Here is a 24322-nt window from a genome sequence, read left to right as displayed (position 1 = left end):
TCTTTAGCACGAGGAGATTTTCACAACCATGATGCGCATCCTGCTGTTCTTGGCCACTAACCTGGCGGTCGTGCTGATTGCCAGCATCACCCTGAGCCTCTTCGGCTTCAACGGGTTCATGGCGGCCAATGGGGTTGATCTCAACCTCAATCAGCTGCTGATTTTCTGTGCGGTGTTCGGTTTCGCCGGTTCCCTGTTCTCGCTGTTCATCTCCAAGTGGATGGCGAAGATGAGCACCAGCACCCAGATCATCAGCCAGCCGCGCACTCGCCACGAGCAATGGCTGCTGCAAACCGTCGAGCAGTTGTCCCGCGAAGCCGGTATCAAGATGCCGGAAGTCGGTATCTTCCCGGCCTACGAGGCGAACGCCTTCGCCACCGGCTGGAACAAGAACGACGCACTGGTCGCCGTCAGCCAGGGTTTGCTCGAACGCTTCTCGCCCGATGAAGTCAAGGCCGTGCTGGCCCACGAGATCGGCCACGTTGCCAATGGCGACATGGTGACCCTGGCGCTGATCCAGGGCGTAGTGAACACCTTCGTGATGTTCTTCGCGCGGATCATTGGTAATTTCGTCGACAAGGTGATCTTCAAGAACGAAGAAGGCCAGGGCATCGCCTACTACGTGGCGACCATCTTCGCCGAGCTGGTACTGGGCATCCTCGCCAGCGCCATCGTCATGTGGTTCTCGCGCAAGCGCGAGTTTCGCGCCGACGACGCCGGTGCACGCCTGGCCGGCACCAGCGCCATGATCGGCGCCCTGCAACGCCTGCGCGCCGAGCAAGGCTTGCCGGTGCACATGCCTGACACCCTGAATGCCTTTGGCATCAACGGTGGCATCAAGCAGGGCCTGGCTCGCATGTTCATGAGTCACCCGCCTTTGGAAGAGCGCATTGACGCACTGCGTCGTCGGGGTTGATCGGTTAGCCTCAAGAGAAAACCCGCAGAAATGCGTAATGCTGTTCCTTTAGGAAAAACGGCGCTTCTTCAGAAATGGAAAGCGTCGTTTTTTTTTGGCTTTTTTGGAAAAATCTACTCGCCTTTTTCCGGATGGGTCGTGTGTATATCCGTTGCTGCGGTAACGGCGACTTATGGTTCCGCTCTTACAGCGGCTCACTTTTGGAAGAGCGCCAAAAGTAAGCAAAAACGCTTTGCCCCACCACTTGGTGCCTCGCCTAGGCTCGGCATGCCCTCTCTCCGGCATTGCTCCGTGGGCCGCCGCGAAGGGCCATCCATGGCCCAGCGCGGCTATCCCGGCATCCATGCCGGGATGCCCACTACGCAATGCCTGCGTTCGGCCAGCGTGGTTTAACGGGGCGCCCGAGATCAAAGTCCACCGCGAGGCGGCCTGGTAGCCGACCTGGTTCTTGGTGGGACCGCGTTTCTCCTGTGGGAGCGGGCTTGCCCGCGAAGACGGTATGTCAGCCAATGAAAATGTTGGATGTGCCGGCCTCTTCGCGAGCAAGCTCGCTCCCACAGGGGATCTTGAGTGTTCATGAGTCTTGTGTTCACCGCAGGCCCACTGTGGGAGCGAGCTTGCTCGCGATAGCGGTAGGTCAGCCACATAGATACCAGCATGTGCCCCGCCGCCGTTGCTTTGGATCTTGCTCTTGCTCTTGCTTTGGATCTTGATCTGGGGCGCCCCGTTAAACCACGCTGGCCGAACGCAGGCATTGCGCAGTGGGCACCTCGGCATGGACGCCGAGGTAGCCGCGCTGGGCCATGGATGGCCCTTCGCGGCGGCCCACGGAGCAATGCCGGAGTGAGGGCATGCCGAGCCTAGGCGAGGCACCAAGTGGTGGGGCAAAAGCGTTTTGCTTACTTTTGCGCTCTTCAAAAGTGAGCCGCTGTAAGAGCGGAACCATAAGCAGCCGTTACCGCAGCAACGGATATACCCCCCACTAAAATAATGCGGGCTTTTTTTGACTACTGGTTTATGTACCGCCCGCACTGACGCCTTCGCGAGCAAGCCCGCTCCCACAGGGGGATCCTCGATGAACACAGAGTCATTGTTCACAGCGGATCAACGGTGGGCACGCGCATAAACACGCAACATCAACGCCAGGAAACCCGATACACCCGCTCATCCAGCCGTTTCACACCCGCCTGCAAAAACTTCCAACTCTCCCCCAACACATCCTGCTCCTGCAACACCTCCAACTGCCAGGCACCTCCCAGCAGCCGCTGCACCTCATCATCCCCGACAGAGAACGGTGGGCCAGGCATTTCATCCTGGTTGTAATCCAGGGTAATCAACAATCCGACGCCATTGGGCAAGATCTTCTGCAGATGGGCCGCATACCGCTCGCGCATCGGCAGGGGCAACGCGATTAATGCGGCGCGGTCGTACAGTGCCGTGCAATCGGCCACATCCTGCGGGCCCAGGGCAAAGAAATCACCGCAGCGAATCTCGATATCACCAGCACGGAACACCTTGAAAGCACCCTCTTCACTCACTACCGGCTCAAGCTGATGCTCAAGGAAAAAATCCGTGGCGGCTTTTTCCGACAACTCCACGCCCAGCACCGAATACCCCTGATGGGCAAGCCACAGCAGATCCAGGCTTTTCCCACACAACGGCACCAGCACCCGACTGCCTTGGGCCAGCCCCAGTTGCGGCCAGAAACGTTGCAGGTAAGGGTTCACCTCTGGCAAGTGAAAACCGATCTGGTTCGATGACCAGCGCTTGTGCCAAAACTCGGGTTCCATGATTCACTCCAAAAAATTCGATCAAAACAGGTTAAAACTTATATTAGATTTAGATCAGTGACCTGACGGAAGATGACCCATCTTAACGCTCAGGAGCTCCTTCATGCTGCCCAGCCTGTTTATCTCCCATGGCTCACCGATGCTCGCCCTGGAGCCTGGCGACAGCGGTCCGGCATTGGCTCGCCTGGCCGCTCAATTGCCCAAGCCCAGGGCCATCGTCATCGTGTCCGCCCACTGGGAAAGCAGCGAACTGTTGGTCAGCGCCAATGCGCAGCCGCGCACCTGGCACGACTTCGGCGGCTTTCCGCCAGCCCTGTATGAGGTGCAGTACCCTGCGCCTGGCGATCCTCAACTGGCGACGCAAGTCGCAGACATGCTCAACGCCGCGGATCTGCCGGCACGCCTCGATCCTCAACGGCCGTTCGACCATGGCGTCTGGGTGCCATTGTCCTTGATGTACCCCGAGGCCGACATCCCGGTGGTGCAGGTTTCCTTGCCCAGCCGCCAGGGACCGGTGTTGCAGACACAGGTCGGCCAGGCCCTGGCGAACCTGCGCCAACAGGGCATCTTGCTGATCGGTTCCGGCAGCATCACCCATAACCTGCGCGACCTGGACTGGAACGCAGGCCCTGACAGCATCGAGCCCTGGGCCAAGGCCTTTCGCGAATGGATAGTTGAGAAACTGGCGGCCGACGACGAGGCCGCGCTGCATGATTACCGTCGCCAGGCGCCGAACGCCGTGCGCAGTCATCCCAGCGATGAGCACTTGCTGCCGCTGTATTTTGCCCGGGGTGCGGGGGGCACGTTCAGTGTTGCCCATGCGGGGTTCACGATGGGGACGCTGGGGATGGACATCTATCGGTTCGACTGACCGGGTCGCTTCAATCGCGAGCAAGCTCGCTCCCACATTGGATTTTCGCCGCTCACGCCCCCCTGTGGGAGCGAGCTTGCTCGCGATTGGCCTCCACACCACTTTCCATGACAGAACACCAAACGACAGGCAAAAAAAATCCCCGAACCAGTCGGGGATTTTTCATGTTCGATCAATCAGCCCAAGAGCCGATCAATCTTCGCGATAGCGACGCAGCTTGAGCTGCTTGCCAGCCACACGAGTGTCTTTGAGCTTGGTCAGCAACTTTTCCAGACCATCTTCCGGCAGCTCTACCAGGCTGAAGCTGTCACGCACCTGGATGCGGCCGATAGCTTCGCGGGCCAGGCCGCCTTCGTTGAGGATGGCACCCAGCAGGTTCTTGGCAGCGATGCCGTCACGGGCACCCAGCGCGGTACGGCAGCGAGCACGACCTTCGGCCAGCGGGATCGGCGCACGACGCTCGCGGTCACCACGGTCCGGACGATCACCAGTGCGCTCAGGACGATCGCCACGCGGTGCGTTGTTCGGCACCAGGGGACGTTCCTTCTCGATTGCAGCCAGGTTCAGCGCTTGGCCATTGGTGGCCTTGCGCAGCAGTGCGGCGGCCAGGGCGCGTGGGGTGCAACCGATGTCGGCGGTCAGGCGATCAAGCAGCTCACCGTGGGTCGATTCGGCGTCAGCCACCAGGGGCGACAGGCTGTTGGTCAGTTTCTTGATGCGGGCATCGAGAACGGCCTGGGCGTCCGGCAGACGAACTTCAGCCACCTTCTGGCCAGTTACACGCTCAATCACTTGCAGCATGCGACGCTCACGCGGGGTAACCAGCAGCAGCGCACGACCTTCGCGACCGGCACGGCCGGTACGGCCGATACGGTGAACGTAGGACTCCGGATCGTACGGCATGTCCACGTTGAATACGTGGGTGATGCGCGGAACGTCCAGGCCACGGGCAGCGACGTCGGTCGCCACAACGATGTCCAGGCGGCCATCCTTGAGGGAGTCGATCACGCGCTCACGCTGGTTCTGGGCGATGTCACCGTTCAGCGCAGCGGCTTTGTAGCCTTTGGCTTCCAGGGCGCTGGCCAGGTCCAGGGTCGCTTGCTTGGTGCGCACGAACATGATCAGGGCGTCGAAGTCTTCCACTTCCAGCAAGCTGAGAACGGCGGAAGTCTTCTGGTCGGCGTGAACCAGCAGGTGAGCCTGTTCGATCGCGGTGACAGTCTGGGTCTTGGTCTGGATCTTCACGTGTTGCGGATCGCGCAGGTGGCGTTCGGCAATGGCACGGATCGATTGCGGCAAGGTGGCCGAGAACAATACAGTCTGGCGGGTCTCCGGCAGGGCCTTGAAGATGACTTCCAGGTCATCCATGAAGCCCAGCTTGAGCATTTCGTCGGCTTCGTCGAGAACCAGGTGGTTCACGGTGGCCAGGACTTTTTCGTCACGACGCAGGTGATCGCACAGGCGACCCGGAGTGGCGACAACGATCTGCGCGCCATTACGGATGGCTTTTAGCTGTGGGCCCATCGGGGCACCGCCGTAAACGGCCACAACGGTAACGCCAGGCATCTGCTTGGAATAGGTTTCGAAAGCGGTTGCTACTTGCAGCGCCAACTCACGAGTTGGCGCCAGGATCAGGGCTTGCGGTTCGCGCTTGGCAGGATCGATGCGATGCAGGATCGGCAGGGCGAACGCAGCGGTTTTACCCGTACCGGTTTGCGCTTGGCCAATCATGTCGTGGCCGGCCATGATGATCGGGATCGATTGCTGCTGAATCGCCGAAGGTTCTTCGTAGCCGGTCGCAGTGACGGCAGCAAGAATGTTCGGGTTGAGATTAAAAGCGGCGAAGCCGCCGGTTTCCTGGGTCATGGGTCTGCCTCTAAGTGCATCCGCAAAGACCCATGCTCCAAAGCTGCGCATGCCGTGTTGAGACTCAAGAGTCGCCCTGGCTGCTTTGTCGGCGGGGATTTGCGAAAACGAATGAATGAAAAAGAACGTCGTGGAAGCATCCGTTGTGCGGACAGGCAACCGAAGCTGACTTCGGGGAATTGCGCTACCTTGACGCGGCCCGGCTAAAGGCCGGCGCGCACTATACCGGAATTCGCCCGAAAAGGGAGCTTTTTTTATTGCCAGACACCGTTATGGGGCTCGCTGTCACAAGGCCTTGGGACAGTCAGCTAAAACGATTCATCTCCAGACGACTTAGCCCTGTGGCGAGGGAGCTTGCTCCCGCTCGGCTGCGAAGCAGACGCCTGGGTTGATATCAGAAATCGAAGGGGGCCGCTTCGCGACCCAGCGGGAGCAAGCTCCCTCGCCACAGGAGCATTCACTTGTCACAAGGATTTATGGCTTTGCTTGATCAAGTCGCCGGGCGAATGGCCTTGATCAACGACAGCAACGAGTATCCCAGCCGCGGCGCCAGCCCCTCGGCCCTGGCGACCAGTCCCTGCATGTCCAGCTCCTGATCCAGCTCCGCCGGCACGATCAGGATCACATTGCCCTCCTTCACCGGCAGCTCCCAATAATGCCGGTGGTACAAGCCGCGCAACAGCGCCGCCCCCAATGGCTTGCCGTCATCGGTAGCCCACTGGTTGATCACCAGCCAGCCGCCCGGGTTGAGGCGTTTCTGGCAGTTTTCCAGGAAGCCCCAGGCCAGGTGCCCGACGCCGGGACCGACATCGGTGTAGAGGTCGACGAAAATCAAGTCCGCCGGCTCGGCGCTTTCAAGCAGTTCCAGCGCATCGCCGACGCGGATGTACAGCCGCGGATCGTCATCCAGCCCCAGGTATTCGATGGCCAGGCGCGGCACGTCGGGGCGCAATTCGATGGCCTCGACATCTTCCAACGGCAGGAACTTGAGGCAGGCCTGGGTCAACGTACCGGCGCCCAGCCCCAGAAACAGCGCACTTTCCGGCTGCTCGTGACATAACGCGCCGATGAGCATGGCGCGGGTGTAGTCATATTCGAGCCAGCTCGGATCGGCTGTGAACACGCAACTCTGCTCGATGGCATCGCCAAACTCGAGAAACCGGTAATCGGCCACTTCGAATACGCGAATCATGCCGAACTCGTCGTGCACCTCGGCGAGCAAATGCTCGACGCGCTCCTCTGTCATTTCATCTCCTGATGGTGGCCCTGCCGGCTTGAGCCTGCGTATACGGGACAAAGGCGCGATTGTCCGCGAAGCAACCGGAGCAGGTCACGCACTAATTTGCTGATAACATGGCCGTCCGAGCGTAAATCACCTAGAGATCATGATGAGCCAACCCTGGAGCCCTGACAGCTGGCGCGCCCTGCCGATCCAGCAACAACCCCGCTACCCCGACGCCGCGCACCTGTTGCAGGTGGAGCAGACCCTGGCCAGTTATCCGCCACTGGTGTTTGCCGGCGAAGCCCGGGAGTTGCGCCGTCAGTTCGCCGAGGTGACCCAGGGCCGGGCGTTCTTGCTGCAAGGCGGCGACTGCGCCGAAAGCTTTGCCGAGTTCTCGGCGGCCAAGATCCGCGACACCTTCAAGGTGCTCTTGCAGATGGCGATCGTCATGACCTTTGCCGCCGGCTGCCCGGTGGTGAAGGTCGGGCGCATGGCCGGGCAGTTCGCCAAGCCGCGCTCAGCCAATGATGAAACCATTGACGGCGTGACCTTGCCGGCCTACCGGGGCGACATCGTCAACGGCATCGGTTTCGACGAAAAAAGCCGCGTGCCGGACCCGGAGCGGTTGCTGCAGTCCTACCACCAGTCCACCGCCACCTTGAACCTGCTGCGTGCCTTCGCCCAGGGCGGGTTCGCCGACTTGCACCAGGTGCACAAGTGGAACCTGGACTTCATCGCCAATTCGGCCCTGGCGGAAAAGTACAGCCACCTGGCCGACCGCATCGACGAAACCCTGGCCTTCATGCGCGCCTGCGGCATGGACAGCTCGCCGCAGCTGCGCGAAACCAGCTTCTTCACAGCCCACGAAGCGTTGCTGCTCAATTACGAAGAAGCCTTCGTGCGCCGTGACAGCCTGACCAACGACTATTACGACTGCTCGGCCCACATGCTGTGGATCGGCGACCGCACGCGTCAGTTGGACGGCGCCCATGTCGAATTTTTGCGCGGGGTGAACAACCCGATCGGAGTCAAGGTCGGCCCGAGCATGGACCCGGACGACCTGATCCGCCTGATCGACGTGCTCAACCCGCAGAACGACCCCGGCCGGCTGAACCTGATCGCCCGCATGGGCGCCAACAAGGTCGGCGAACACTTGCCGCCGCTGTTGCGCGCCGTACAGCGGGAAGGCAAGCAAGTGCTGTGGAGCTCAGACCCGATGCACGGCAACACCATCAAGGCCAGCAGCGGCTACAAGACCCGCGACTTCGCACAGATCCTCGGTGAAGTGAAGCAGTTCTTCCAGGTCCACGAAGCCGAAGGCACCTATGCCGGCGGGATCCACATCGAAATGACCGGGCAAAACGTCACCGAATGCATCGGCGGCGCGCGCCCGATTACCGAGGACGGGCTGTCGGACCGCTACCACACCCACTGCGACCCGCGGATGAATGCCGATCAGTCGCTGGAGCTGGCTTTCCTGATTGCCGAGACGTTGAAGCAGGTTCGGCGGTGAATCAGTAGGTCCTTCTTCGCCTACTCAATCGCTTCGCGAGCAGGCTCGCTCCCACAGGGAACTGCGGTGACCACAACTTTTGTGTCCACAGCAAATCAAATGTGGGAGCGAGCCTGCTCGCGAAAGGGCCAGCTCAGTCACCATCGATCTGGGCCAATGCCACCGCCAACCGCACCCCACTCACCCGCTGGCAATTGAGCTGGACCCGCTCCAGCCCCAGCCAGTGGGCCATGCGCCTCAGATTCAGCGCCAGGGCCTGCATCCCCTCCTCGTCCAGCCCCGACGCATCCTCGTGCACGGCGTGCACGGCCAACTGCCCCAAAGCCCGCTCCGCCCGCAGGTCCACCCGAGCGGCAATGCGCTCGTGGTGCAGGAACGGCAACACGTAATAGCCGTACACCCGCTTGTGGGCAGGCGTATAGATCTCCAACCGGTAGCGAAAGTCGAACAACCGCTCGGTACGGCCGCGTTCCCAAACCAGCGAGTCGAACGGCGACAGCAAGGCACTGGCGGCGACCTTGCGAGGCACTTTCGCCGCGGGTCGGCACCAGGCCGGTTGTTTCCAGCCCTGCACCTGGCAGCGCAGCAGTTCCCCAGCCTCTTCCAACTCAGCCAGCCGCCCGCGGCTGTCGGCCGGATCGAGGCGAAAGTAGTCGCGCAGGTCTTTCTCGGTGGCAATGCCCAAGGCGTCGGCCGCGTGTAGCAACAAGGCGCGTTGGGCCTGGGCTTCGTCCGGCAATGGTTGCTGCAGGATCGAGGCCGGTAGCACCCGTTCGGGCAAGTCGTAGAGCCGCTCGAACCCGCGCCGCCCCGCCACCGTGACTTCGCCCGCGGCGAACAGCCACTCCAGCGCATGTTTCTCGGCACTCCAGTCCCACCAGGGCCCGGCTTTTTCCTTGCGCGTGGACAAGCTGCCCGCACCAAGGGCGCCCTGCTCCTGCACCGAAGCCAGAACGCGGCGGATGACATCCTGGCGTTCTTGGCCGAAACGCGCCAACTGCTGATAAATCCCTTCGCCACCCGACGCCCGATTCATGCGCCAGCGCATCAGCGGATACATCGACATCGGCAGCAGCGAGGCTTCATGGCCCCAGTACTCGAACAACGTACGACGTTTGCCCTGGCTCCAGGCGGCCTGATCGAGCAAATCGCGATTGTAGTGACCGAGGCGGGAGAACAGCGGGAGGTAGTGCGAGCGCACCAACGCATTGACTGAGTCGATCTGCAGGACGCCGAGGCGTTCGATCAGGCGGTTGAGGCGTGAGGGTTGCACCGAAGCTGGCGGCGACCGCCCATCGAATCCTTGGGCGGCCAACGCCAGACGCCGGGCCTGTTTGAGGGTAAAGGACAGAGTCGCGGGCATGGAGATCTCCTTGTCTGCTCGCAACCTACCTCACCAATAAGGGGTTTGTGTAGGAAAGGATGGCTCATTTGTGCATTGGGTCATCCCAGAATGGCCGGACCACTTCCTGCTCCACGTCGGCACGACTCACGCCGATGTCCTTGAGCGCCTCGTCGCTCATCCCGGCCAGCAGTTCGCGTTCGTGGTGCAATTCGTACCAGCGGCTAAACTTGTGCAGCAGGGCGCTGACGGAAAAGCCGTGGGAGAGTTTGTCTATCAGTAGATAACCTTTTTGACCTTTCATCGTGATGTCCTCCGTTGGGGATGGATCAAGTCTCGCGCTAACGATAAGATCAATCCAACGAATGTTTCTTATGCAATACATCTCGGAGATTGATCAATTGTCGAGTTACCCGAGCATCGATACGGAAGTGCTGCGTACCTTTGTCGCCATCGCCGACCAGGGCGGTTTCACCCGGGCCGGGGAATTGGTCAATCGCACCCAGTCTGCCGTCAGCATGCAGATGAAGCGGCTGGAAGAAGACGTGTTGCAGCGACGGTTGTTCGAGCGTGACGGACGCCAGGTCAAGCTCACCGCCGAAGGTCAGGTGCTGCTGGGTTACGCACGGCGGATCCTCAAGCTGCACAGCGAGGTGTTCAATACCCTGCGCGAACCGCACATGGTCGGCACGGTGCGCATCGGCACGCCGGACGATTACGTGATGCGCTTCCTGCCAGGCATCCTGCAACGCTTCGCCCAGTTCTACCCGCTGATCGAAATTGAAGTGCACTGCGAATCGTCCAAGCAGTTGCTGCTGCGCCAGGACCTGGACCTGTCCATCGTCACCCGCAAACCAGGTGACGAAATCGGCCAGTTGCTGCGCAAGGAACGCTTTGTCTGGGCCGAAGCCGCCTGCTTCAACGTCCATGAACAAACACCGTTGCCGCTGGCGATGTTCAACAGTGACTGTTTCTGCCGGCAATGGGCCTGCAATGCGCTGGATGCCATGGGGCGCGATTATCGCGTGGCGTACAACAGCTCGAGCCTGTCGGCGCTCATGGCGGTGGTGGGCGCCGGCCTGGCAATCACGGCGCAACTGGAAAGCCTGCTGACCCCGGACATGCGCGTACTGGGCGAAGCTGAAGACCTGCCGGAACTGCCTGAGGCCAGCATCATGCTGATCCGCAACCTGCATAACCCATCGCCGATCACCGAGTGCCTGGCCGAGCACATCGTCGAAGGTTTCAAGCTTTGAAGGTGAGCAGTACCGCGCAGAGCACCAGGAAACCGCAGAACAGCCCGCGCAACAGCCGCTCCGGCAAGGCGTGGGCGACTTTCACCCCCCAACTGATGCTCAGCAGGCCACCGACGGCCAGCGGCAGGCCGATACTCCAGTCCACTTCATGGTGAAACGCATAAGTGGCGAGGGTCACGCCGGTACTGGGCAAGGCCAGCGCCAGGGACAATCCTTGGGCAACCACCTGGCTGGTGCCAAAGAGGCTGGTCAGGATCGGCGTCGCGACCACGGCCCCGCCGACACCGAACAAACCGCCCATGGTCCCGGATGCCGCTCCCAGCACGGCGAGCCATGGCCAGCCATAGCGCATCTGCGCCGAAGCCGGTGCGTTGGCGACGAACAGGCGGGCCAGGTTGTAGAGTGTCAGGGCGATCAGGAACGCGACGAAGCCGATCCGCATGCTGTTCGCGTCGATCCCCACGGCCCAGATCGAACCAAGCCAGGCAAAGCAGAATCCCATGGAAGCCAACGGCAGGGCATGGCGCAATTCGATGCGATTGCGCTGGTGATAGCGCCACAACGCAAGCATCACGTTGGGCACCACCATGACCAGCGCCGTACCTTGGGCCAGTTGCTGGTCGAGGCCGAACCAGACGCCCAGCACCGGGATGGCAATCAGGCCGCCACCGATCCCGAACAATCCCCCGAGGGTGCCCAACACGGCACCAAACACCAAAAACTGCACAAATTCGAACAAGACGATTCCCCTTTCCTTAGGGGCCTTATCCTACGCAGTCGGCGCCGGCGGGGAAACGTAACATCAGTTCAGACGTCAGAATTATCTGGCGCATTAAAGATTCGCCCGCTAGATTCGTAACGATCATTGATTGAAGGTTTTGCCATGAACACCCTGCGCGACACCCCCGAAGCCTGCGAAGCCCTGCTGCTCGACAACCAGGTCTGTTTCGCCCTGCACTCCACGTCCTTGCTGATGACCAAAGTCTACAAGCCGCTGCTACAGGCCCTGGGCCTGACGTATCCGCAATACCTGGCGATGATGGTGTTGTGGGAAAAGGACGGATTGACCGTCGGTGAAATCAGCACGCGCCTGCTGACAGACCCCGGTTCGCTGACGCCACTGCTCAAGCGCCTGGAAGCCGAAGGCCTGCTGAGCCGCACCCGCAGCCGTGAAGACGAACGCGTGGTGATTGTCGAACTCACCGAACAGGGCCGCGCCCTGCGCGAAAAAGCCCTCGACATCCCCCAATGCATCCTCGCCGCCAGCGGCCAGACCCTGGAGCAGTTGAAGAAGCTGCAGCTTGACCTGCAGGCACTGCGCGGGCATTTGCAAGACAGCCTCTGACTTACCTCCAACTGACCCACCGCTATCGCGAGCAAGCTCGCTCCCACACTTGATGCTCAGACGCAAATCAAATGTGGGAGCGAGCTTGCTCGCGATGGCGGCAGTCCTTCCGCTCCCTGATCTGTAACTCGCCCATCTAAAATTATTTTGCTGCGCTTAAACGCTCTAGCTCAAGGGTTACACGCCCTTTCAGCTTCGAAAATTCAACTCGCCTCGAAAATTTATCTTGCGCACAAAATATTAGCGCTATACATTCTCTTCGCACCTACTTAGCGCGCAAACATTTAGCGCAACAACACCAACCAGCCACGAGGCTCTCATCATGCAAACGCTCTACACCGCAATCGCAACCTCCACCGGCGGCCGTGATGGTCGTGCGATCTCCAGTGACAATATCCTCGATGTCAAACTCGCCACGCCCAAGGAACTCGGCGGTGCAGGCGGTGCGGCAACCAACCCTGAGCAACTGTTCGCCGCCGGCTACTCGGCCTGCTTCATCGGCGCGTTGAAATTCGTGGCCAGCCAGAGCAAACGCAAGATCCCGGACGACGCTTCGATTACCGCCCATGTCGGCATCGGCCAGATCCCCGGCGGTTTCGGCCTCGACATCGACCTGCACATCAGCCTGCCAGGGCTGGACCAGGCCGACGCGCAAAGTCTGGTCGATGCAGCTCACCAAGTCTGCCCGTATTCCAACGCCACCCGCGGCAACGTCGATGTGCGCCTGCACGTGACCGTCTGACCACCGACCCTGGACCCGAACTCAAGGAGATGCACATGAACACACTCAGCAAAGCCCTGACCGCCACCCTTCTCGCCCTCAGCGTCAGCAGCGCCTTCGCCGACGGCATCGTCGAACACAACACCCAGGCGTTTCTCGACGTGCTCAATGCCGGCACCGGCAAGCCACTGGAGCAGCTGTCGCCCAAGGACGCCCGCGCCGTCTTGATGGGCGCCCAGGCGGGGGTGAAACTGACCTTGCCCAAGGCCGACGTCAGCGAGAAAACCATCCAGGTCGATGGCCAACCGATCAGCCTGACCATCGTTCGCCCGACTGGGGTCAAGGGTGAGCTGCCCGTGTTCATGTTCTTTCACGGCGGCGGCTGGGTATTGGGTGATTTCCCGACCCACGAACGCCTGGTTCGGGATCTGGTGGCGGGCTCGGGCGCTGTCGCGGTGTTCGTCAACTACACGCCCTCACCCGAGGCGCATTACCCGGTCGCGATCAACCAGGCCTATGCCGCGACGAAATGGGTGGCCGAACACGGCAAGCAGATCAACGTCGACGGCAAGCGCCTGGCCGTTGTGGGCAACAGCGTCGGCGGCAACATGGCGGCGGTCGTGGCCCTGATGGCTAAGGATAAAGGCACGCCGGCGATCCGCTTCCAGGCATTGCTGTGGCCGGTGACCGATGCCAGCTTCGAGACGGCGTCCTACAACCAGTTCGCCGAAGGGCACTTCCTCAGTAAAAACATGATGAAGTGGTTCTGGGACAACTACACCACCGATGCCGGGCAACGCAGCGAGATCTATGCCTCGCCATTACGCGCCAGCACCGCACAACTCAAGGGCCTGCCGCCCGCGCTGGTACAAACCGCCGAGGCCGACGTCCTGCGCGATGAGGGTGAAGCCTATGCCCGCAAGCTGGACGCAGCCGGTGTACCGGTCACGGCTGTGCGTTACAACGGCATGATCCACGACTATGGCTTGCTCAACGTGGTCAGCCAGGTGCCGGCGGTGCGTTCGGCGATGTTGCAGGTGTCGCAAGAGCTCAAGCAGCACCTGAAGTGACTGCACGCCGAAGCTTTGGTGGCGAAGGATAGGTGCGTAGTCCTGAAATGAAAAAGCCCGACTCAATGGTCGGGCTTTTTCATGCACAAGGCTTCGCTTATTTAGCGCGGCCTTTGTAGGAACCGCCTTCGCGGGTATCGATCTCGATCATGTCGCCGATTTCGATGAAGTCAGCTACCGACAGCTCGGTACCGTTCTTCAGTTTGGCAGGCTTCATCACCTTGCCGGAAGTGTCACCGCGAGCGGAGCCTTCGGTGTAGTCAACCTGACGCACGATGGTGGTCGGCAGTTCTACGGAAACCAGGCGCTCTTCGAAGAACACAGCTTCGCAGACGTCGGTCATGCCTTCTTCGATGAACGGCAGAACGCTTTCGATGTCTTCGGCATTCAGCTCGTACATGGTGTAGTCAGTGGTGTCCATGAACGTGTAGGTGTCGCCGCTGATGAAGGACAGGGTCGCTTCTTTGCGGTCGAGGATCACGTCGTCCAGTTTGTCGTCGGCGCTGTAGACGATCTCGGTCTTGTAACCGGTCAGCAGGTTCTTCAGCTTGGTCTTCATGATCGCGCTGTTACGACCCGACTTGGTGAACTCAGCTTTCTGAACCAGCCAAGGATCGTTTTCGAGACGGATCACGGTCCCGGGTTTCAGTTCTTTACCAGTTTTCATTGCGAATATCCGAATTTGGATGGGATTTACAAAAATCTAGGCCGCGTATCATATCCAATTTACATAAAACTTCACCAGCGCTGCGGCAAGATCGGCTCGCGAGGCCTGTTCCAGACACCACGCCTGGGCATGTTCGGCCAGTTCCTGCTGCTGTTCACGGGTGGCTTTCCAATGTTCGGTCATGTCCTGGCCGGCATTCCAGGCCCGCCAAAGACCGCTGATCGCTTTTTGCGCCGCCTGGGAAAGCCCCTGGGTGTAGAGCCTGAGGAACGCCTCGAGTTTTTCCAGGTGGACGTCTTCTTCCTGCTGGTAGATGTGCCAGAGCAACGGCCGGCCCGCCCATTGGGCGCGCACGAAGGAGTCTTCGCCACGCACGGCGTTGAACTCGCAGCACCACAGCAGTTGGTCGTACTGGTCCTGGCGGATGAACGGCAATACTTGCACCGTCAGTGCGCCGCGTCGATGTACCGCGCCGGCCGCCAGGCCGTCGACCCCAAGCCAACGCTCGACATCGCCCAGCACCCGCCCTTCGGGAACCAGCACATGAAACGCCTGGGCATCAGCGGCCATTGCGTCGAACCAGCTCGCCAACCCGGCATTCTCGTAGGCAAACAGCGAGATCAGGCAGGCATCCGGCGCTCGCTTGACGCCCAGCCCTTGCAGGAACATTCGTTGCGCCGCGGCATCCTGCTGGAATTGCCGGCGGCGTTCCAGAAGCCCCGCCTCACGCAGCAGGCCACCTGTTCCTTCCTGGAAGCCCGGAAAAAAGAAATATTTCTGCACGTGTTTGTATTTGACCGACGGTAAGCCGTGGCAACCGATCACCCAGTCCTCGGCGCTCAAATAATCAAGGTTCATCCACAGGGGCGTCGTCTGGCGCGCGGCCATCGCATCCATGTAGGCGCTCGGCAGCTGGCAGGCAAACGCGGCGATCACCACGTCGGCCGCTTCGGTGGGTGCCCACTCCCCAGGCCAGTGACGCACTTGCACGCCCTGCTGCCATTGCTCGGACAGGGTGATGTCGATTGCCGGGCACAGCCGTTCGAAAGCACGCAGGTCGTCGACCCATAGCCGCACTGCGCATCGATGCTCGGCCACCAGTTGCCGAGCCAGGCGCCATGTCACACCAATGTCGCCAAAGTTATCGACGACGGTGCAAAAAATATCCCAACGCACGGTCATTCCCGGCTCCCTGTGGCAAAGGCCTGATTGTCCCGAATAAACCGATCACGCAGAAGAGCCGACGGCGATTAATCTTCATGCGACAATCATCGCCTGTCCATGCCCCTGCCAGGAAGCAGCCATGCCCGATCACTCGACACCCTCGCGCCTTACGGCTTTGCAATTGACCTTCAGCATCGCCCTGGGCCTGTGGCTGGGGTTCCTCGCCATCGTGTTGACGGGCTGGCTGCTGTCCAGATTCCTGTTCAACGAACAACTGGCACCGGTGGCCGCTGCCGTCCATCAACTGGCACAACCACCGGCGGTGCAACCGTCCCCGGAGCCGCCCACGCCGATGTTCGAGCAGTACCAGCAGAACCTGCAGAGGAACGAACAGCGCCAAGCGCTCGATCAGGCCCGCAACAATCCGCGCAACCTGTCCAACCCCAAGTGCCAGTTCTGGCTGCAACAGGACCAGACTGCGCCCAGTGAGAAAAGCCGCGCCAACGTTCTGCAATTCTGCGAATGACCATGAACAAACAGACCGTCCACCAGTTGATTCTCGACAAGCTCAAGATTGATCTCGACATCGCCGAACGCGCCGCGCAGACCGCCTACGAAACCGCGACCCACGAAGAAAACATCGCCGAGAACAAGTACGACACCCTGGGCCTGGAGGCGTCCTACCTCGCCGCCGGACAAGCCAGGCGCGTGGAAGAAATCCGCCAGGCCCTCACCCTTTGCCAGAACCTGACGCTAAGGCCTTACGACGAACAGCGCGGTATCCAGGTCGGCACCTTGATCGGGCTGGAAGATGAGGACGGCCGCCAGCAATGGCTCTTCCTGGGGCCGGATGCGGCGGGCTTGAAGGTCTCGCTGGTGGGCCAGCCGATCACCGTCATCACCCCTCGCTCACCGCTGGGCCGCGGCCTTCTGGGCAAGTTCGAAGGGGATGAAGTAGAGATCGTGGTAGCGGGCGCCCGGCAACAGTTCGCTGTCACCGAGGCGATCTAGAAGGGTCTTAGTGGACCGGTAGTTCGACGCCGTCGAACAACTCTTCGAGTTCTTGCTTGTTGTGGCACTGGATGGCCTTGGCCATGACTTCCCGGGTCAGGTGCGGTGCAAATTTCTCGATGAAATCGCACATGAAACCGCGCAGGAAAGTGCCGCGACGGAAGCCGATCTTGGTCACGCTGGATTCGAACAACTCGCTGGCATCCAGTACCACCAGGTCACTGTCGAGCTTGGTATCGACGGCCATCTTCGCGACGATGCCCACACCCAGGCCCAGGCGAACGTAGGTCTTGATCACGTCGGCGTCGGCGGCGGTGAACACCACTTTCGGCGTCAAGCCACGATGGCTGAAGGCTTCGTCAAGTTTGGAACGACCGGTGAAACCGAATACGTAGGTCACGATCGGGTATTCGGCCAGGGCTTCGAGGGTCAGCTTCGGCAGCTTGGTCAATGGATGGCCCTGGGGCACGACCACGCAGCGGTTCCAGCGATAGCACGGCATCATCACCAGGTCCCCGAACAGTTCCAGGGCCTCGGTGGCAATGGCGAAATCCACCGTGCCGTCGGCCGCCATCTCGGCGATCTGCATTGGCGAGCCTTGGTGCATGTGCAGCGCCACGTCGGGGTATTGCTTGATGAAATTGCTGATCACCGGCGGCAGCGCATAGCGGGCCTGGGTGTGGGTAGTGGCGATCGACAGCGTGCCTTTTTTCTCGTTGGAGAACTCCTGGGCGATCTGCTTGATGCTTTCGACCTTGCGCAGGATCTCGCCAGCGGTAGTGATGATCCGCTCGCCAGCTGGGGTCACGCGGGTCAGGTGCTTGCCGCTGCGGGCGAAGACTTCGACGCCCAGTTCATCTTCCAACAGGCGGATCTGCTTGCTGATGCCAGGTTGCGACGTGTAGAGGCTTTGGGCAGTAGCGGAAACGTTGAGGTCGTGGTGCGCCACTTCCCAGATGTAGCGCAGTTGTTGAAGCTTCATATGTATCCCTCAAAGCAGTTGGACGCCACGGGCATCAGCGACGGTATATAACTATATGAAAGGTCACGACAATAAATCTAGAACTTTTTATAAAAAGCCATCATTTAGCCTCAAGCCTCTCCCTGGCGTCGGCGCTGTACCAGCGGTACCAAGTAGACCGGTACCCGGGATAACTGCAATACCCGTGCAGCGGTCCTGCCCAAGGGGGTTTCGCCGCTTGCCCCCTGGCAATGACTGCCTACGATCAGCAAATCGACAGAGAGTTTCGCAGCCTGCTCCAGGATGACCTGGGAAGGATCGCCCTGGTACACCCTGACCGACTTGATCAGTTGCAAATCCTGCTGCCCCTCTCCCAACTCCTCGCGGAAACTGTCGAGCACTCGCTGTTCGATATTGGCCATCACCGTATTCAGACCTTGACGGTGAAATTCGTTCAGCGCCTGCTCGTCGAGATAGCTTTGCAACACCGACTCGGCGAACAACCCCATCGGCTCTACCGCATGCACCACATACAACTCGGCTTCAAACGTCCGTGCTAACGCCAAGGCATGCTGCATCACATAAGGGGCATACAGGCCCAGGTCTGTGGCGTACAGCATCGAACGAATCATGTGACCTCCTCGCGTGCCAAAATGGCGGAGATTGATTCAGCTTAGCAGCGCCTTGGGGACTGCGACGTGCGGCTTGACGTCCCGGACCTGAGGCAATCAGGGCTTCATTTCGTTACTGATACCGTGGGGGACATGACCGGTGGCGACCACCTCCCGGGCCAGTTCGCAATGGCCGGTCTGGTCATCGAAAAAAACATCGGCGGCGAACGCTTCGAGGAAGGCCGATTTGGTCAGGCCGCCCAGGAACAACGACTCGTCCAAGCGGATATCCCACTCACGCAAGGTCCGGATGACCCGCTCGTGGGCCGGTGCCGAACGGGCCGTCACCAACGCCGTACGAATGGGACAGGCGTCTTCGGGGAACTCGCGCTGCAGTGCATTGAGCGCCGCCAGAAACCCCTTGAACGGCCCGCCTCGCAGTGGCTCGCGGGCGGCCTGCCGCTCGCTGGCCTGGAAGGCTTCCAACCCATCTGCCTGGTAGACGCGCTCCGACTCATCGGAAAACAGCACGGCATCGCCGTCGAAGGCAATGCGCAGTTCCTCGCTGGCCGCGCGACTGGCACCGCCCGAGAGAATGGTCGCGGCGGCAAACCCGGCGTCCAGGGCGCTGCGCACGTCTTCAGCGTGGGTGGACAAAAAGAGATCGCAACCGAACGCCTTGAGGTACGGGTAAGGGCTGCGACCGCCAACGAAGGCGGCGCGCGAGATCGCCAGCCCATAATGATGGATCGAGTTGAACACTCGAAGGCCCGTGTCGGCACTGTTGCGCGAAACCAGGATCACCTCGACCCGGGCACGCCCCAGGTGCTCGTTGAGGTTGAGCAGCTTTTGCACCAGGGCGAAGGCGTCGCCGGGTGCCAGGACTTCGTCTTCATGCTCGATCTGGTATTGCCGGTAGGCTTCGACGCCACTGGACAAATACACCTTGTGGCTTTCCCGCAGGTCGAACAATGCCCGCGACGAAATCGCCAGCACCAGTTTGTCGTCGATGTTGTTTGCCATACCGCTCCCCTCTTTCGCCTGCTCAGCGGTTATATCGGTCCACGAACGCCAACGCCTGGTACAAGGCTTCGATTTTCGGCAATTCACACCCTGCCGCTTTCGCTGCTGCCAATGGCCGGCCGTAGATCGCGTCCAGCTCCAGCGCACGCTTGTGGGAATAATCGTGGTACATGCTCGGCCAGTAGTCGGGCATCTTCTCGGTCATCGTGAACAGATACTCGGCATAACCCGGCTCGATGTGATGCCCGCAGGCTTGCGCGCCGCGGATCACCTCCGCCATCAGTGCCTGGATCAATGCGCGGCTATGCTCATTGGCCATCAACGGCGTGGTGCTGGCACCCAACAGCACCGAAAGGCCGTTGTACGGCACATTCCACACCAGCTTCTGCCAACGGGCCTGTTGCAGGCCCGGCATCGCCTGGGCGTCGATAGCGGCGCTGCGGAACAACGTCGCCGCCTCTTCGACGATCGCCATGCGTTGCAGCTGATCGGCGCAAGGCCCACTGTGATAACCGACGTTGACCGCGCCGAGGGCCTGGTGGGTGACGACACCAGGGCCGACGCGATGCACGCAGATCAGGCACAGGCCTCCCAGCAGATGCAGCGAATCGGGCAACAACGGTCGAAGGTCGTCCTCGACGTCCAGGCCGTTCTGCAGCAACAGGACTTTTGCCCCGTCGGCGGCAACCTGGATAATGGCCGGGGCCAGTTCGGCATTGCTGGTGGTCTTGGCGCCGACCAGCAGCCAGTCGCAGGGCGGCATGTCGGCGGCCGAGCGATACGCCTGGACGGGGTTGAGGGCCAGCGTACCGTGAACCGCACTGTCGATCCGCAAGCCGGCTTCGGCCACGGCGGCAAATTCGCTGCGCAGTAAAAAGTGCACGTCAAAACCGGCACGCGCCAACATCACGCCGTAGAACCCACCGATCGCCCCGGTGCCGATCATCCCGATCCGCGGTTTCACGCCTGCCTGCATCTTTGCAACTCTCCAGGTAAAAGTCCCTGCACACTATCAGCGCGAGCGGCATGGCATGCAATCATCATTACAACTGTTCACGAATCTGCTGCAGAGCCATCTCCAAGGCCTTTTCCCCAGCCTATAGGGCATTAAACCCGTCCCAGCCCATTGTCGAGCCACCTCGTAACGCGCTAAGGTTCGGCTCCCCGACGCGCTTAAAATCCGCTGTGCACCGCCGCGCGGGGATCGCTGGCGGCCGGCACCCGTGACCTGACGAGTAACACGATGGCTGATTTACCGATCAACGACCTTAACGTCGCCTCCAACGAGACCCTCATCACGCCTGACCAGCTCAAGCGCGATATTCCCCTGAGCGACGCTGCCCTGCGCACCGTGACCAAGGGCCGGGAAGTCATCCGCAACATCCTGGACGGCACCGATCATCGCCTGTTCGTGGTCATCGGGCCCTGCTCGATCCATGACATCAAGGCCGCCCACGAATACGCCGAGCGCCTGAAAGTGCTGGCGGCGGAAGTCTCCGACACCCTGTACCTGGTCATGCGGGTGTATTTCGAGAAGCCGCGGACCACCGTCGGCTGGAAAGGCCTGATCAACGACCCGTACCTGGATGACTCCTTCAAGATCCAGGACGGCCTGCACATCGGTCGTCAATTGCTGCTGGACCTGGCGGAAATGGGCCTGCCCACCGCCACCGAAGCCCTGGACCCGATCTCGCCGCAATACTTGCAGGACCTGATCAGCTGGTCGGCCATCGGCGCGCGCACCACCGAATCCCAGACCCACCGCGAAATGGCCTCCGGCCTGTCGTCGGCAGTGGGCTTCAAGAACGGCACCGACGGTGGCCTCACCGTGGCGATCAACGCCTTGCAGTCGGTCTCCAGCCCGCACCGTTTCCTGGGTATCAACCAGGAAGGTGGCGTGTCGATCGTCACCACCAAGGGCAACGCCTACGGTCACGTGGTACTGCGCGGTGGCAATGGCAAGCCGAACTACGATTCGGTCAGCGTCGCGCTGTGTGAACAAGCGCTGAACAAAGCCAAGATCAAGCCGAACATCATGGTCGACTGCAGCCACGCCAACTCCAACAAGGACCCGGCACTGCAACCGCTGGTGATGGAGAACGTGGCTAACCAGATCCTGGAAGGCAACCAGTCGATTATCGGCCTGATGGTCGAAAGCCACTTGAATTGGGGCTGCCAGGCGATCCCGAAAGACCTCGCCGACTTGCAATACGGCGTCTCCATTACCGATGCCTGCATCGACTGGAGCGCCACCGAGAACACCCTGCGCAGCATGCATGCCAAGCTCAAGGATGTATTGCCGAAGCGGCAGCGTGGCTAAAAAGATCGCAGCCTCGCTGCACTCGACAGCTCCTACACAGCTCCTACGCATATTTGGAGCGGGGATGTAGGAGCTGGCGAAGCCTGCGATCTTTTGCTCTGCTCAAAGCATAAAAAAACGCCGGACTGAAAAGTCCGGCGTTTTTTTATTGGGAATCCGTTTTCTCAGAGCTTCGCCGCGTGCCGCTGATGACGCTCCATGTAGCGCTCCACGTAGGAGCAGGATGGAATCACCGTATAGCCCATTTCTTCGGCGTACTGCAGCGCCCTTTCGGTCAACGCCGCCGCGATGCCCCGACCGCGCAAGGCGTTGGGCACGAAGGTGCGATAGATATCCAGGGTCTGCTTGCCCAGGTCCATATAGGTCAGATAGGCACGATGACCGTCCACATTGGTCTCGAACTGATGACCAGCCTGGTCATGGTGGATGGTAACCGCCTCGCTCATCACTACTCCTCGCGGGTCTGAATGCCGACCCCTACCTTACCGATGTTTTTCCGGCGAAGGAACATCTACGCCACCCCGTGCCTTCTTGGTCACCGAGCGCCTAAACCGATCCGCTCAAACCTGAGCACGTCGTGAATAGTAGGCACCAATGACGCAAATGCTCAAGGCACGCCTGTCATCGAAGGGGGTAAACCTCGTCGGGTTTATCGATTGAGCGCCATCGTCGCGCTGCAATCGGTCACGGTGCAATAGCTGAACATCGCCAGTTGTTGAGTCTTGAGACGAGCGCGCGTAGTTAAAGTCACCGCCAATACCAATAAAAGATGCCTGGGGCATTGCACAAAAAATGTACAAAAGTGTAGGCGAATCAATAAACAACGACGTTAGCGAAGGCTGCAGGAGTTCTCCGCCGCTACGGAACTTTTTTTCGTTGACGTGCTCCAGCCAAGGGCTTTGAGCTGTATATTTTTTAAACACCCCTTGGAAAAGTTGCTCGAAAAAGAATCACCGCCTACAATTTTTTTGCTTCTTGCGCTACGTCAGTTTACTTACTACAAGTAATGGGTAGTATGTACGCCGGCTAACTCCTCAGTCTGGGGAGACAGTCACTAATAGAATGTCCTTGAAGGGGAACACGATGAACAACGTTCTGAAATTCTCTGCTCTGGCCCTGGCCGCAGTTCTGGCTACCGGTTGCAGCAGCGCATCGAAAGAAACCGAAGCACGTCTGACTGCTACCGAAGACGCAGCAGCTCGCTCCCAAGCTCGTGCAGACGAAGCTTACCGTAAAGCTGATGAAGCTCTGGCTGCTGCTCAAAAAGCACAACAGACTGCTGACGAAGCTAACGAGCGTGCTCTGCGCATGCTGGAAAAAGCTAGCCGCAAGTAATAATCCTTCGGGATTGTTATCGAGCCGACCCATTTTTGGGTCGGCTTTTTTTTGGACTTGAGAGCTAGTGCGCGGTGTTTGAGCAGGCAATAAAAAACCCGCCGACATCGCGAGACGTCGGCGGGTTGTTGTCGAGTCTCTTACTGCGGCAAGTCGACCGGTGCGCTGGTGACCATCGGCGCCGAGGTATTCGGCACAGCGATTTCCACCGGCATGCCATCTTCGGCCGCCACCACGTCCCGCACCTCGTCCCAGTTCATGCGCAAGTTGCTGGTAATGTCTTCACGCTTGAGCATCGCGTTGATCACCGCGGTGTGCTTGTCCACCACCGACGGGTTGCCGTTGTCGTCCAACGGTGTGTGAGCTTCCAGGTACACCTTGCCACCGCTCAAGCCCAGCTTGTAGGGGTCGTTGATGATCCGCACCGATGTCCCCACTGGCACCATGCCGGCCATTTCCAGCACGTTGTTGTTGAACATCCGGAAGCAACCGTGGCTGGTCCGCATGCCGATGCCGAACTTCTTGTTCGAACCATGGATCAGGTAGCCCGGGGTGCCCAGGGTGAACTTGAAGGGACCCAGCGGGTTATCGGGGCCGGCGGGCACGACATTGGGCAGCGGGTCGCCGTCGGCGGCGTGTTCGGCCTTGATCGATGCCGGTGGGGTCCAGGTCGGGTTCGGCGTCTTGGCGATGATGCTGGTGTGGGCGATCGGCGATCCCCAGCCCTCACGACCAATCCCCAGCGGGAAGGTGTAGACCACGTTCCGCCCCTTGGGGAAATAGTAGAGACGGTACTCGGCAAGGTTGATCACGATGCCTTCGCGCGGGCCCGGCGGCAGGATGAAGCGCGTCGGCAGCACGATCTCGGTGCCAGCGCCCGGCAACCAGGGATCGACCCCCGGGTTGGCGGCGACCATCTCGCTGTAGCCCAGGTCATAGGTGGTGCCCAGGTCAGCGAAGGTGTCTTCGTATTTGGCCTTGATGACCTGCACCTGGCCAACGATGTCTTCACCCGGCGGTGGCAGAGGCAGCTCCAGGGCGGCAACGGGGCCCGCCACACACAGGGCGGCAAGAGACAGGCAGCGGGCGACGGCAGGCAAGCGCGGCAACATCCGGGAAATCCTTCGCAGATCGAACAAGGGGTTATGAAAACGGCGATTGTACACTGCCACCTGTTATTTCGGGGAGAGCGGTACAGAGGCGTCCGATGCGCTGCATTGTTTCAGGCGTTCACGCCTATGGATATGTTCGACACAAATCCCTGTGGGAGCGAGCCTGCTCGCGATAGCGGCGGGTCTGCGTGCATTAATGTTGAATG

The 24322-nt window shown here is 60.4% G+C and carries 27 protein-coding genes; 12 read left to right on the top strand and 15 right to left on the bottom strand.

The features are described from left to right. The first annotated feature begins 28 nt into the window (after window positions 1-28). Together htpX and LQ215_RS29510 are read left to right on the top strand one after the other, a co-directional pair. Window positions 29-916, top strand: a complete 888-nt coding sequence (gene htpX / locus LQ215_RS13035) for a protease HtpX (protein WP_003199411.1) — start codon at window positions 29-31, stop codon at window positions 914-916. 267 nt (window positions 917-1183) lie between these two features. After that, window positions 1184-1309: a hypothetical protein gene (locus LQ215_RS29510; RefSeq protein WP_256572593.1), complete on the top strand. Its 126-nt coding sequence runs from the start codon at window positions 1184-1186 to the stop codon at window positions 1307-1309. A 334-nt stretch (window positions 1310-1643) separates the two neighbouring features. Here LQ215_RS29510 and LQ215_RS29505 read toward each other — a convergent pair whose 3' ends face one another. Continuing rightward, entirely contained in the window at window positions 1644-1769 is a 126-nt protein-coding gene (locus LQ215_RS29505) for a hypothetical protein (RefSeq protein ID WP_290369109.1), read from the bottom strand. A 283-nt stretch (window positions 1770-2052) separates the two neighbouring features. Further along, on the bottom strand, window positions 2053-2706 hold the full coding sequence (locus tag LQ215_RS13030; RefSeq protein ID WP_230150322.1) for a thiopurine S-methyltransferase: 654 nt from the start codon (window positions 2704-2706) through the stop codon (window positions 2053-2055). Window positions 2707-2809: 103 nt separating this feature from the next. Between LQ215_RS13030 and LQ215_RS13025 the strand changes: the two genes are divergently transcribed. Continuing rightward, a complete protein-coding gene (locus LQ215_RS13025) occupies window positions 2810-3577 on the top strand; it encodes a DODA-type extradiol aromatic ring-opening family dioxygenase (RefSeq protein ID WP_230150321.1) in 768 nt (255 codons plus the stop codon). 192 nt (window positions 3578-3769) lie between these two features. On the opposite strand, the gene LQ215_RS13020 is transcribed toward LQ215_RS13025, so the two are convergent. Both LQ215_RS13020 and LQ215_RS13015 read right to left on the bottom strand, forming a co-directional pair. Then, window positions 3770-5443: a DEAD/DEAH box helicase gene (locus LQ215_RS13020; protein WP_230150319.1), complete on the bottom strand. Its 1674-nt coding sequence runs from the start codon at window positions 5441-5443 to the stop codon at window positions 3770-3772. 490 nt (window positions 5444-5933) lie between these two features. Continuing rightward, a complete protein-coding gene (locus LQ215_RS13015; RefSeq protein WP_230150317.1) occupies window positions 5934-6689 on the bottom strand; it encodes a spermidine synthase in 756 nt (251 codons plus the stop codon). Between the two features lie 142 nt (window positions 6690-6831). On the opposite strand from LQ215_RS13015, the gene LQ215_RS13010 reads away from it, so the two are divergent. Beyond that, window positions 6832-8178 (top strand): class II 3-deoxy-7-phosphoheptulonate synthase, encoded by a 1347-nt coding sequence (locus LQ215_RS13010; RefSeq protein ID WP_003199400.1) that lies wholly within the window; start codon window positions 6832-6834, stop codon window positions 8176-8178. A 133-nt stretch (window positions 8179-8311) separates the two neighbouring features. On the opposite strand, the gene LQ215_RS13005 is transcribed toward LQ215_RS13010, so the two are convergent. Beyond that, window positions 8312-9541: a winged helix-turn-helix domain-containing protein gene (locus LQ215_RS13005; protein WP_230150315.1), complete on the bottom strand. Its 1230-nt coding sequence runs from the start codon at window positions 9539-9541 to the stop codon at window positions 8312-8314. A 64-nt stretch (window positions 9542-9605) separates the two neighbouring features. Continuing rightward, window positions 9606-9824, bottom strand: a complete 219-nt coding sequence (locus tag LQ215_RS13000) for a DUF1127 domain-containing protein (protein ID WP_003199394.1) — start codon at window positions 9822-9824, stop codon at window positions 9606-9608. A gap of 97 nt (window positions 9825-9921) precedes the next feature. On the opposite strand from LQ215_RS13000, the gene LQ215_RS12995 reads away from it, so the two are divergent. Beyond that, entirely contained in the window at window positions 9922-10776 is an 855-nt protein-coding gene (locus LQ215_RS12995) for a LysR substrate-binding domain-containing protein (protein WP_027912697.1), read from the top strand. Here the strand turns inward: LQ215_RS12995 and LQ215_RS12990 are convergent. Next, window positions 10766-11515 carry a sulfite exporter TauE/SafE family protein gene (locus LQ215_RS12990; protein WP_230150313.1) on the bottom strand — a complete coding sequence of 250 codons (750 nt, stop codon included), beginning with the start codon at window positions 11513-11515 and terminating at the stop codon, window positions 10766-10768. The two genes, LQ215_RS12995 and LQ215_RS12990, sit on opposite strands and share 11 nt — an antisense overlap. Window positions 11516-11659: 144 nt before the next feature. On the opposite strand from LQ215_RS12990, the gene LQ215_RS12985 reads away from it, so the two are divergent. From LQ215_RS12985 to LQ215_RS12975, 3 genes are all read left to right on the top strand, one after another. Next, window positions 11660-12121, top strand: coding sequence for a MarR family winged helix-turn-helix transcriptional regulator (locus LQ215_RS12985; protein ID WP_053120491.1), 462 nt, complete (start codon window positions 11660-11662; stop codon window positions 12119-12121). A 322-nt stretch (window positions 12122-12443) separates the two neighbouring features. Next, window positions 12444-12863, top strand: coding sequence for an organic hydroperoxide resistance protein (locus LQ215_RS12980; RefSeq protein WP_003199389.1), 420 nt, complete (start codon window positions 12444-12446; stop codon window positions 12861-12863). A 35-nt stretch (window positions 12864-12898) separates the two neighbouring features. Continuing rightward, complete coding sequence (locus tag LQ215_RS12975; RefSeq protein ID WP_230150311.1) at window positions 12899-13912, top strand: alpha/beta hydrolase; 1014 nt, start codon at window positions 12899-12901, stop codon at window positions 13910-13912. A gap of 97 nt (window positions 13913-14009) precedes the next feature. On the opposite strand, the gene LQ215_RS12970 is transcribed toward LQ215_RS12975, so the two are convergent. Further along, entirely contained in the window at window positions 14010-14579 is a 570-nt protein-coding gene (locus LQ215_RS12970) for an elongation factor P (protein ID WP_003199385.1), read from the bottom strand. A gap of 48 nt (window positions 14580-14627) precedes the next feature. Beyond that, a complete protein-coding gene (gene earP, locus LQ215_RS12965; RefSeq protein WP_230150309.1) occupies window positions 14628-15761 on the bottom strand; it encodes an elongation factor P maturation arginine rhamnosyltransferase EarP in 1134 nt (377 codons plus the stop codon). 121 nt (window positions 15762-15882) lie between these two features. On the opposite strand from earP, the gene LQ215_RS12960 reads away from it, so the two are divergent. Both LQ215_RS12960 and LQ215_RS12955 read left to right on the top strand, forming a co-directional pair. After that, entirely contained in the window at window positions 15883-16269 is a 387-nt protein-coding gene (locus LQ215_RS12960) for a hypothetical protein (protein WP_230150307.1), read from the top strand. 2 nt (window positions 16270-16271) lie between these two features. After that, window positions 16272-16754, top strand: coding sequence for a GreA/GreB family elongation factor (locus tag LQ215_RS12955; protein WP_003199378.1), 483 nt, complete (start codon window positions 16272-16274; stop codon window positions 16752-16754). 7 nt (window positions 16755-16761) lie between these two features. On the opposite strand, the gene cysB is transcribed toward LQ215_RS12955, so the two are convergent. The 4 genes from cysB to LQ215_RS12935 all read right to left on the bottom strand — a co-directional run bounded on the left by cysB (window position 16762) and on the right by LQ215_RS12935 (window position 20325). Next, entirely contained in the window at window positions 16762-17736 is a 975-nt protein-coding gene (gene cysB, locus LQ215_RS12950; RefSeq protein ID WP_003199376.1) for an HTH-type transcriptional regulator CysB, read from the bottom strand. 110 nt (window positions 17737-17846) lie between these two features. Next, entirely contained in the window at window positions 17847-18347 is a 501-nt protein-coding gene (locus tag LQ215_RS12945) for a universal stress protein (RefSeq protein WP_058542426.1), read from the bottom strand. Between the two features lie 96 nt (window positions 18348-18443). After that, window positions 18444-19349: a 5'-nucleotidase gene (locus LQ215_RS12940; protein ID WP_003199368.1), complete on the bottom strand. Its 906-nt coding sequence runs from the start codon at window positions 19347-19349 to the stop codon at window positions 18444-18446. Window positions 19350-19371: 22 nt separating this feature from the next. Further along, window positions 19372-20325: a putative 2-dehydropantoate 2-reductase gene (locus LQ215_RS12935; protein WP_230150305.1), complete on the bottom strand. Its 954-nt coding sequence runs from the start codon at window positions 20323-20325 to the stop codon at window positions 19372-19374. Window positions 20326-20592: 267 nt separating this feature from the next. Here LQ215_RS12935 and LQ215_RS12930 point away from each other — a divergent pair, with 267 nt between their 5' ends. Further along, window positions 20593-21669 carry a 3-deoxy-7-phosphoheptulonate synthase gene (locus LQ215_RS12930; RefSeq protein ID WP_003199364.1) on the top strand — a complete coding sequence of 359 codons (1077 nt, stop codon included), beginning with the start codon at window positions 20593-20595 and terminating at the stop codon, window positions 21667-21669. A gap of 164 nt (window positions 21670-21833) precedes the next feature. On the opposite strand, the gene LQ215_RS12925 is transcribed toward LQ215_RS12930, so the two are convergent. Then, complete coding sequence (locus LQ215_RS12925; RefSeq protein WP_053120470.1) at window positions 21834-22115, bottom strand: GNAT family N-acetyltransferase; 282 nt, start codon at window positions 22113-22115, stop codon at window positions 21834-21836. A 637-nt stretch (window positions 22116-22752) separates the two neighbouring features. On the opposite strand from LQ215_RS12925, the gene oprI reads away from it, so the two are divergent. After that, a complete protein-coding gene (gene oprI / locus LQ215_RS12920) occupies window positions 22753-23004 on the top strand; it encodes an outer membrane lipoprotei OprI (protein ID WP_003183784.1) in 252 nt (83 codons plus the stop codon). Between the two features lie 140 nt (window positions 23005-23144). Here the strand turns inward: oprI and LQ215_RS12915 are convergent, their stop codons facing one another. Then, complete coding sequence (locus tag LQ215_RS12915; protein ID WP_230150303.1) at window positions 23145-24116, bottom strand: L,D-transpeptidase family protein; 972 nt, start codon at window positions 24114-24116, stop codon at window positions 23145-23147. Between the last annotated feature and the right edge of the window lie 206 nt (window positions 24117-24322).

This window comes from Pseudomonas brassicacearum (assembly GCF_918698105.1).
In the GTDB taxonomy this organism is placed as follows: domain Bacteria; phylum Pseudomonadota; class Gammaproteobacteria; order Pseudomonadales; family Pseudomonadaceae; genus Aquipseudomonas; species Aquipseudomonas brassicacearum_F.
The sequence above is the reverse complement of the archived record's forward strand: the minus strand, read 5'-3'. Positions and strand labels throughout refer to the sequence as shown.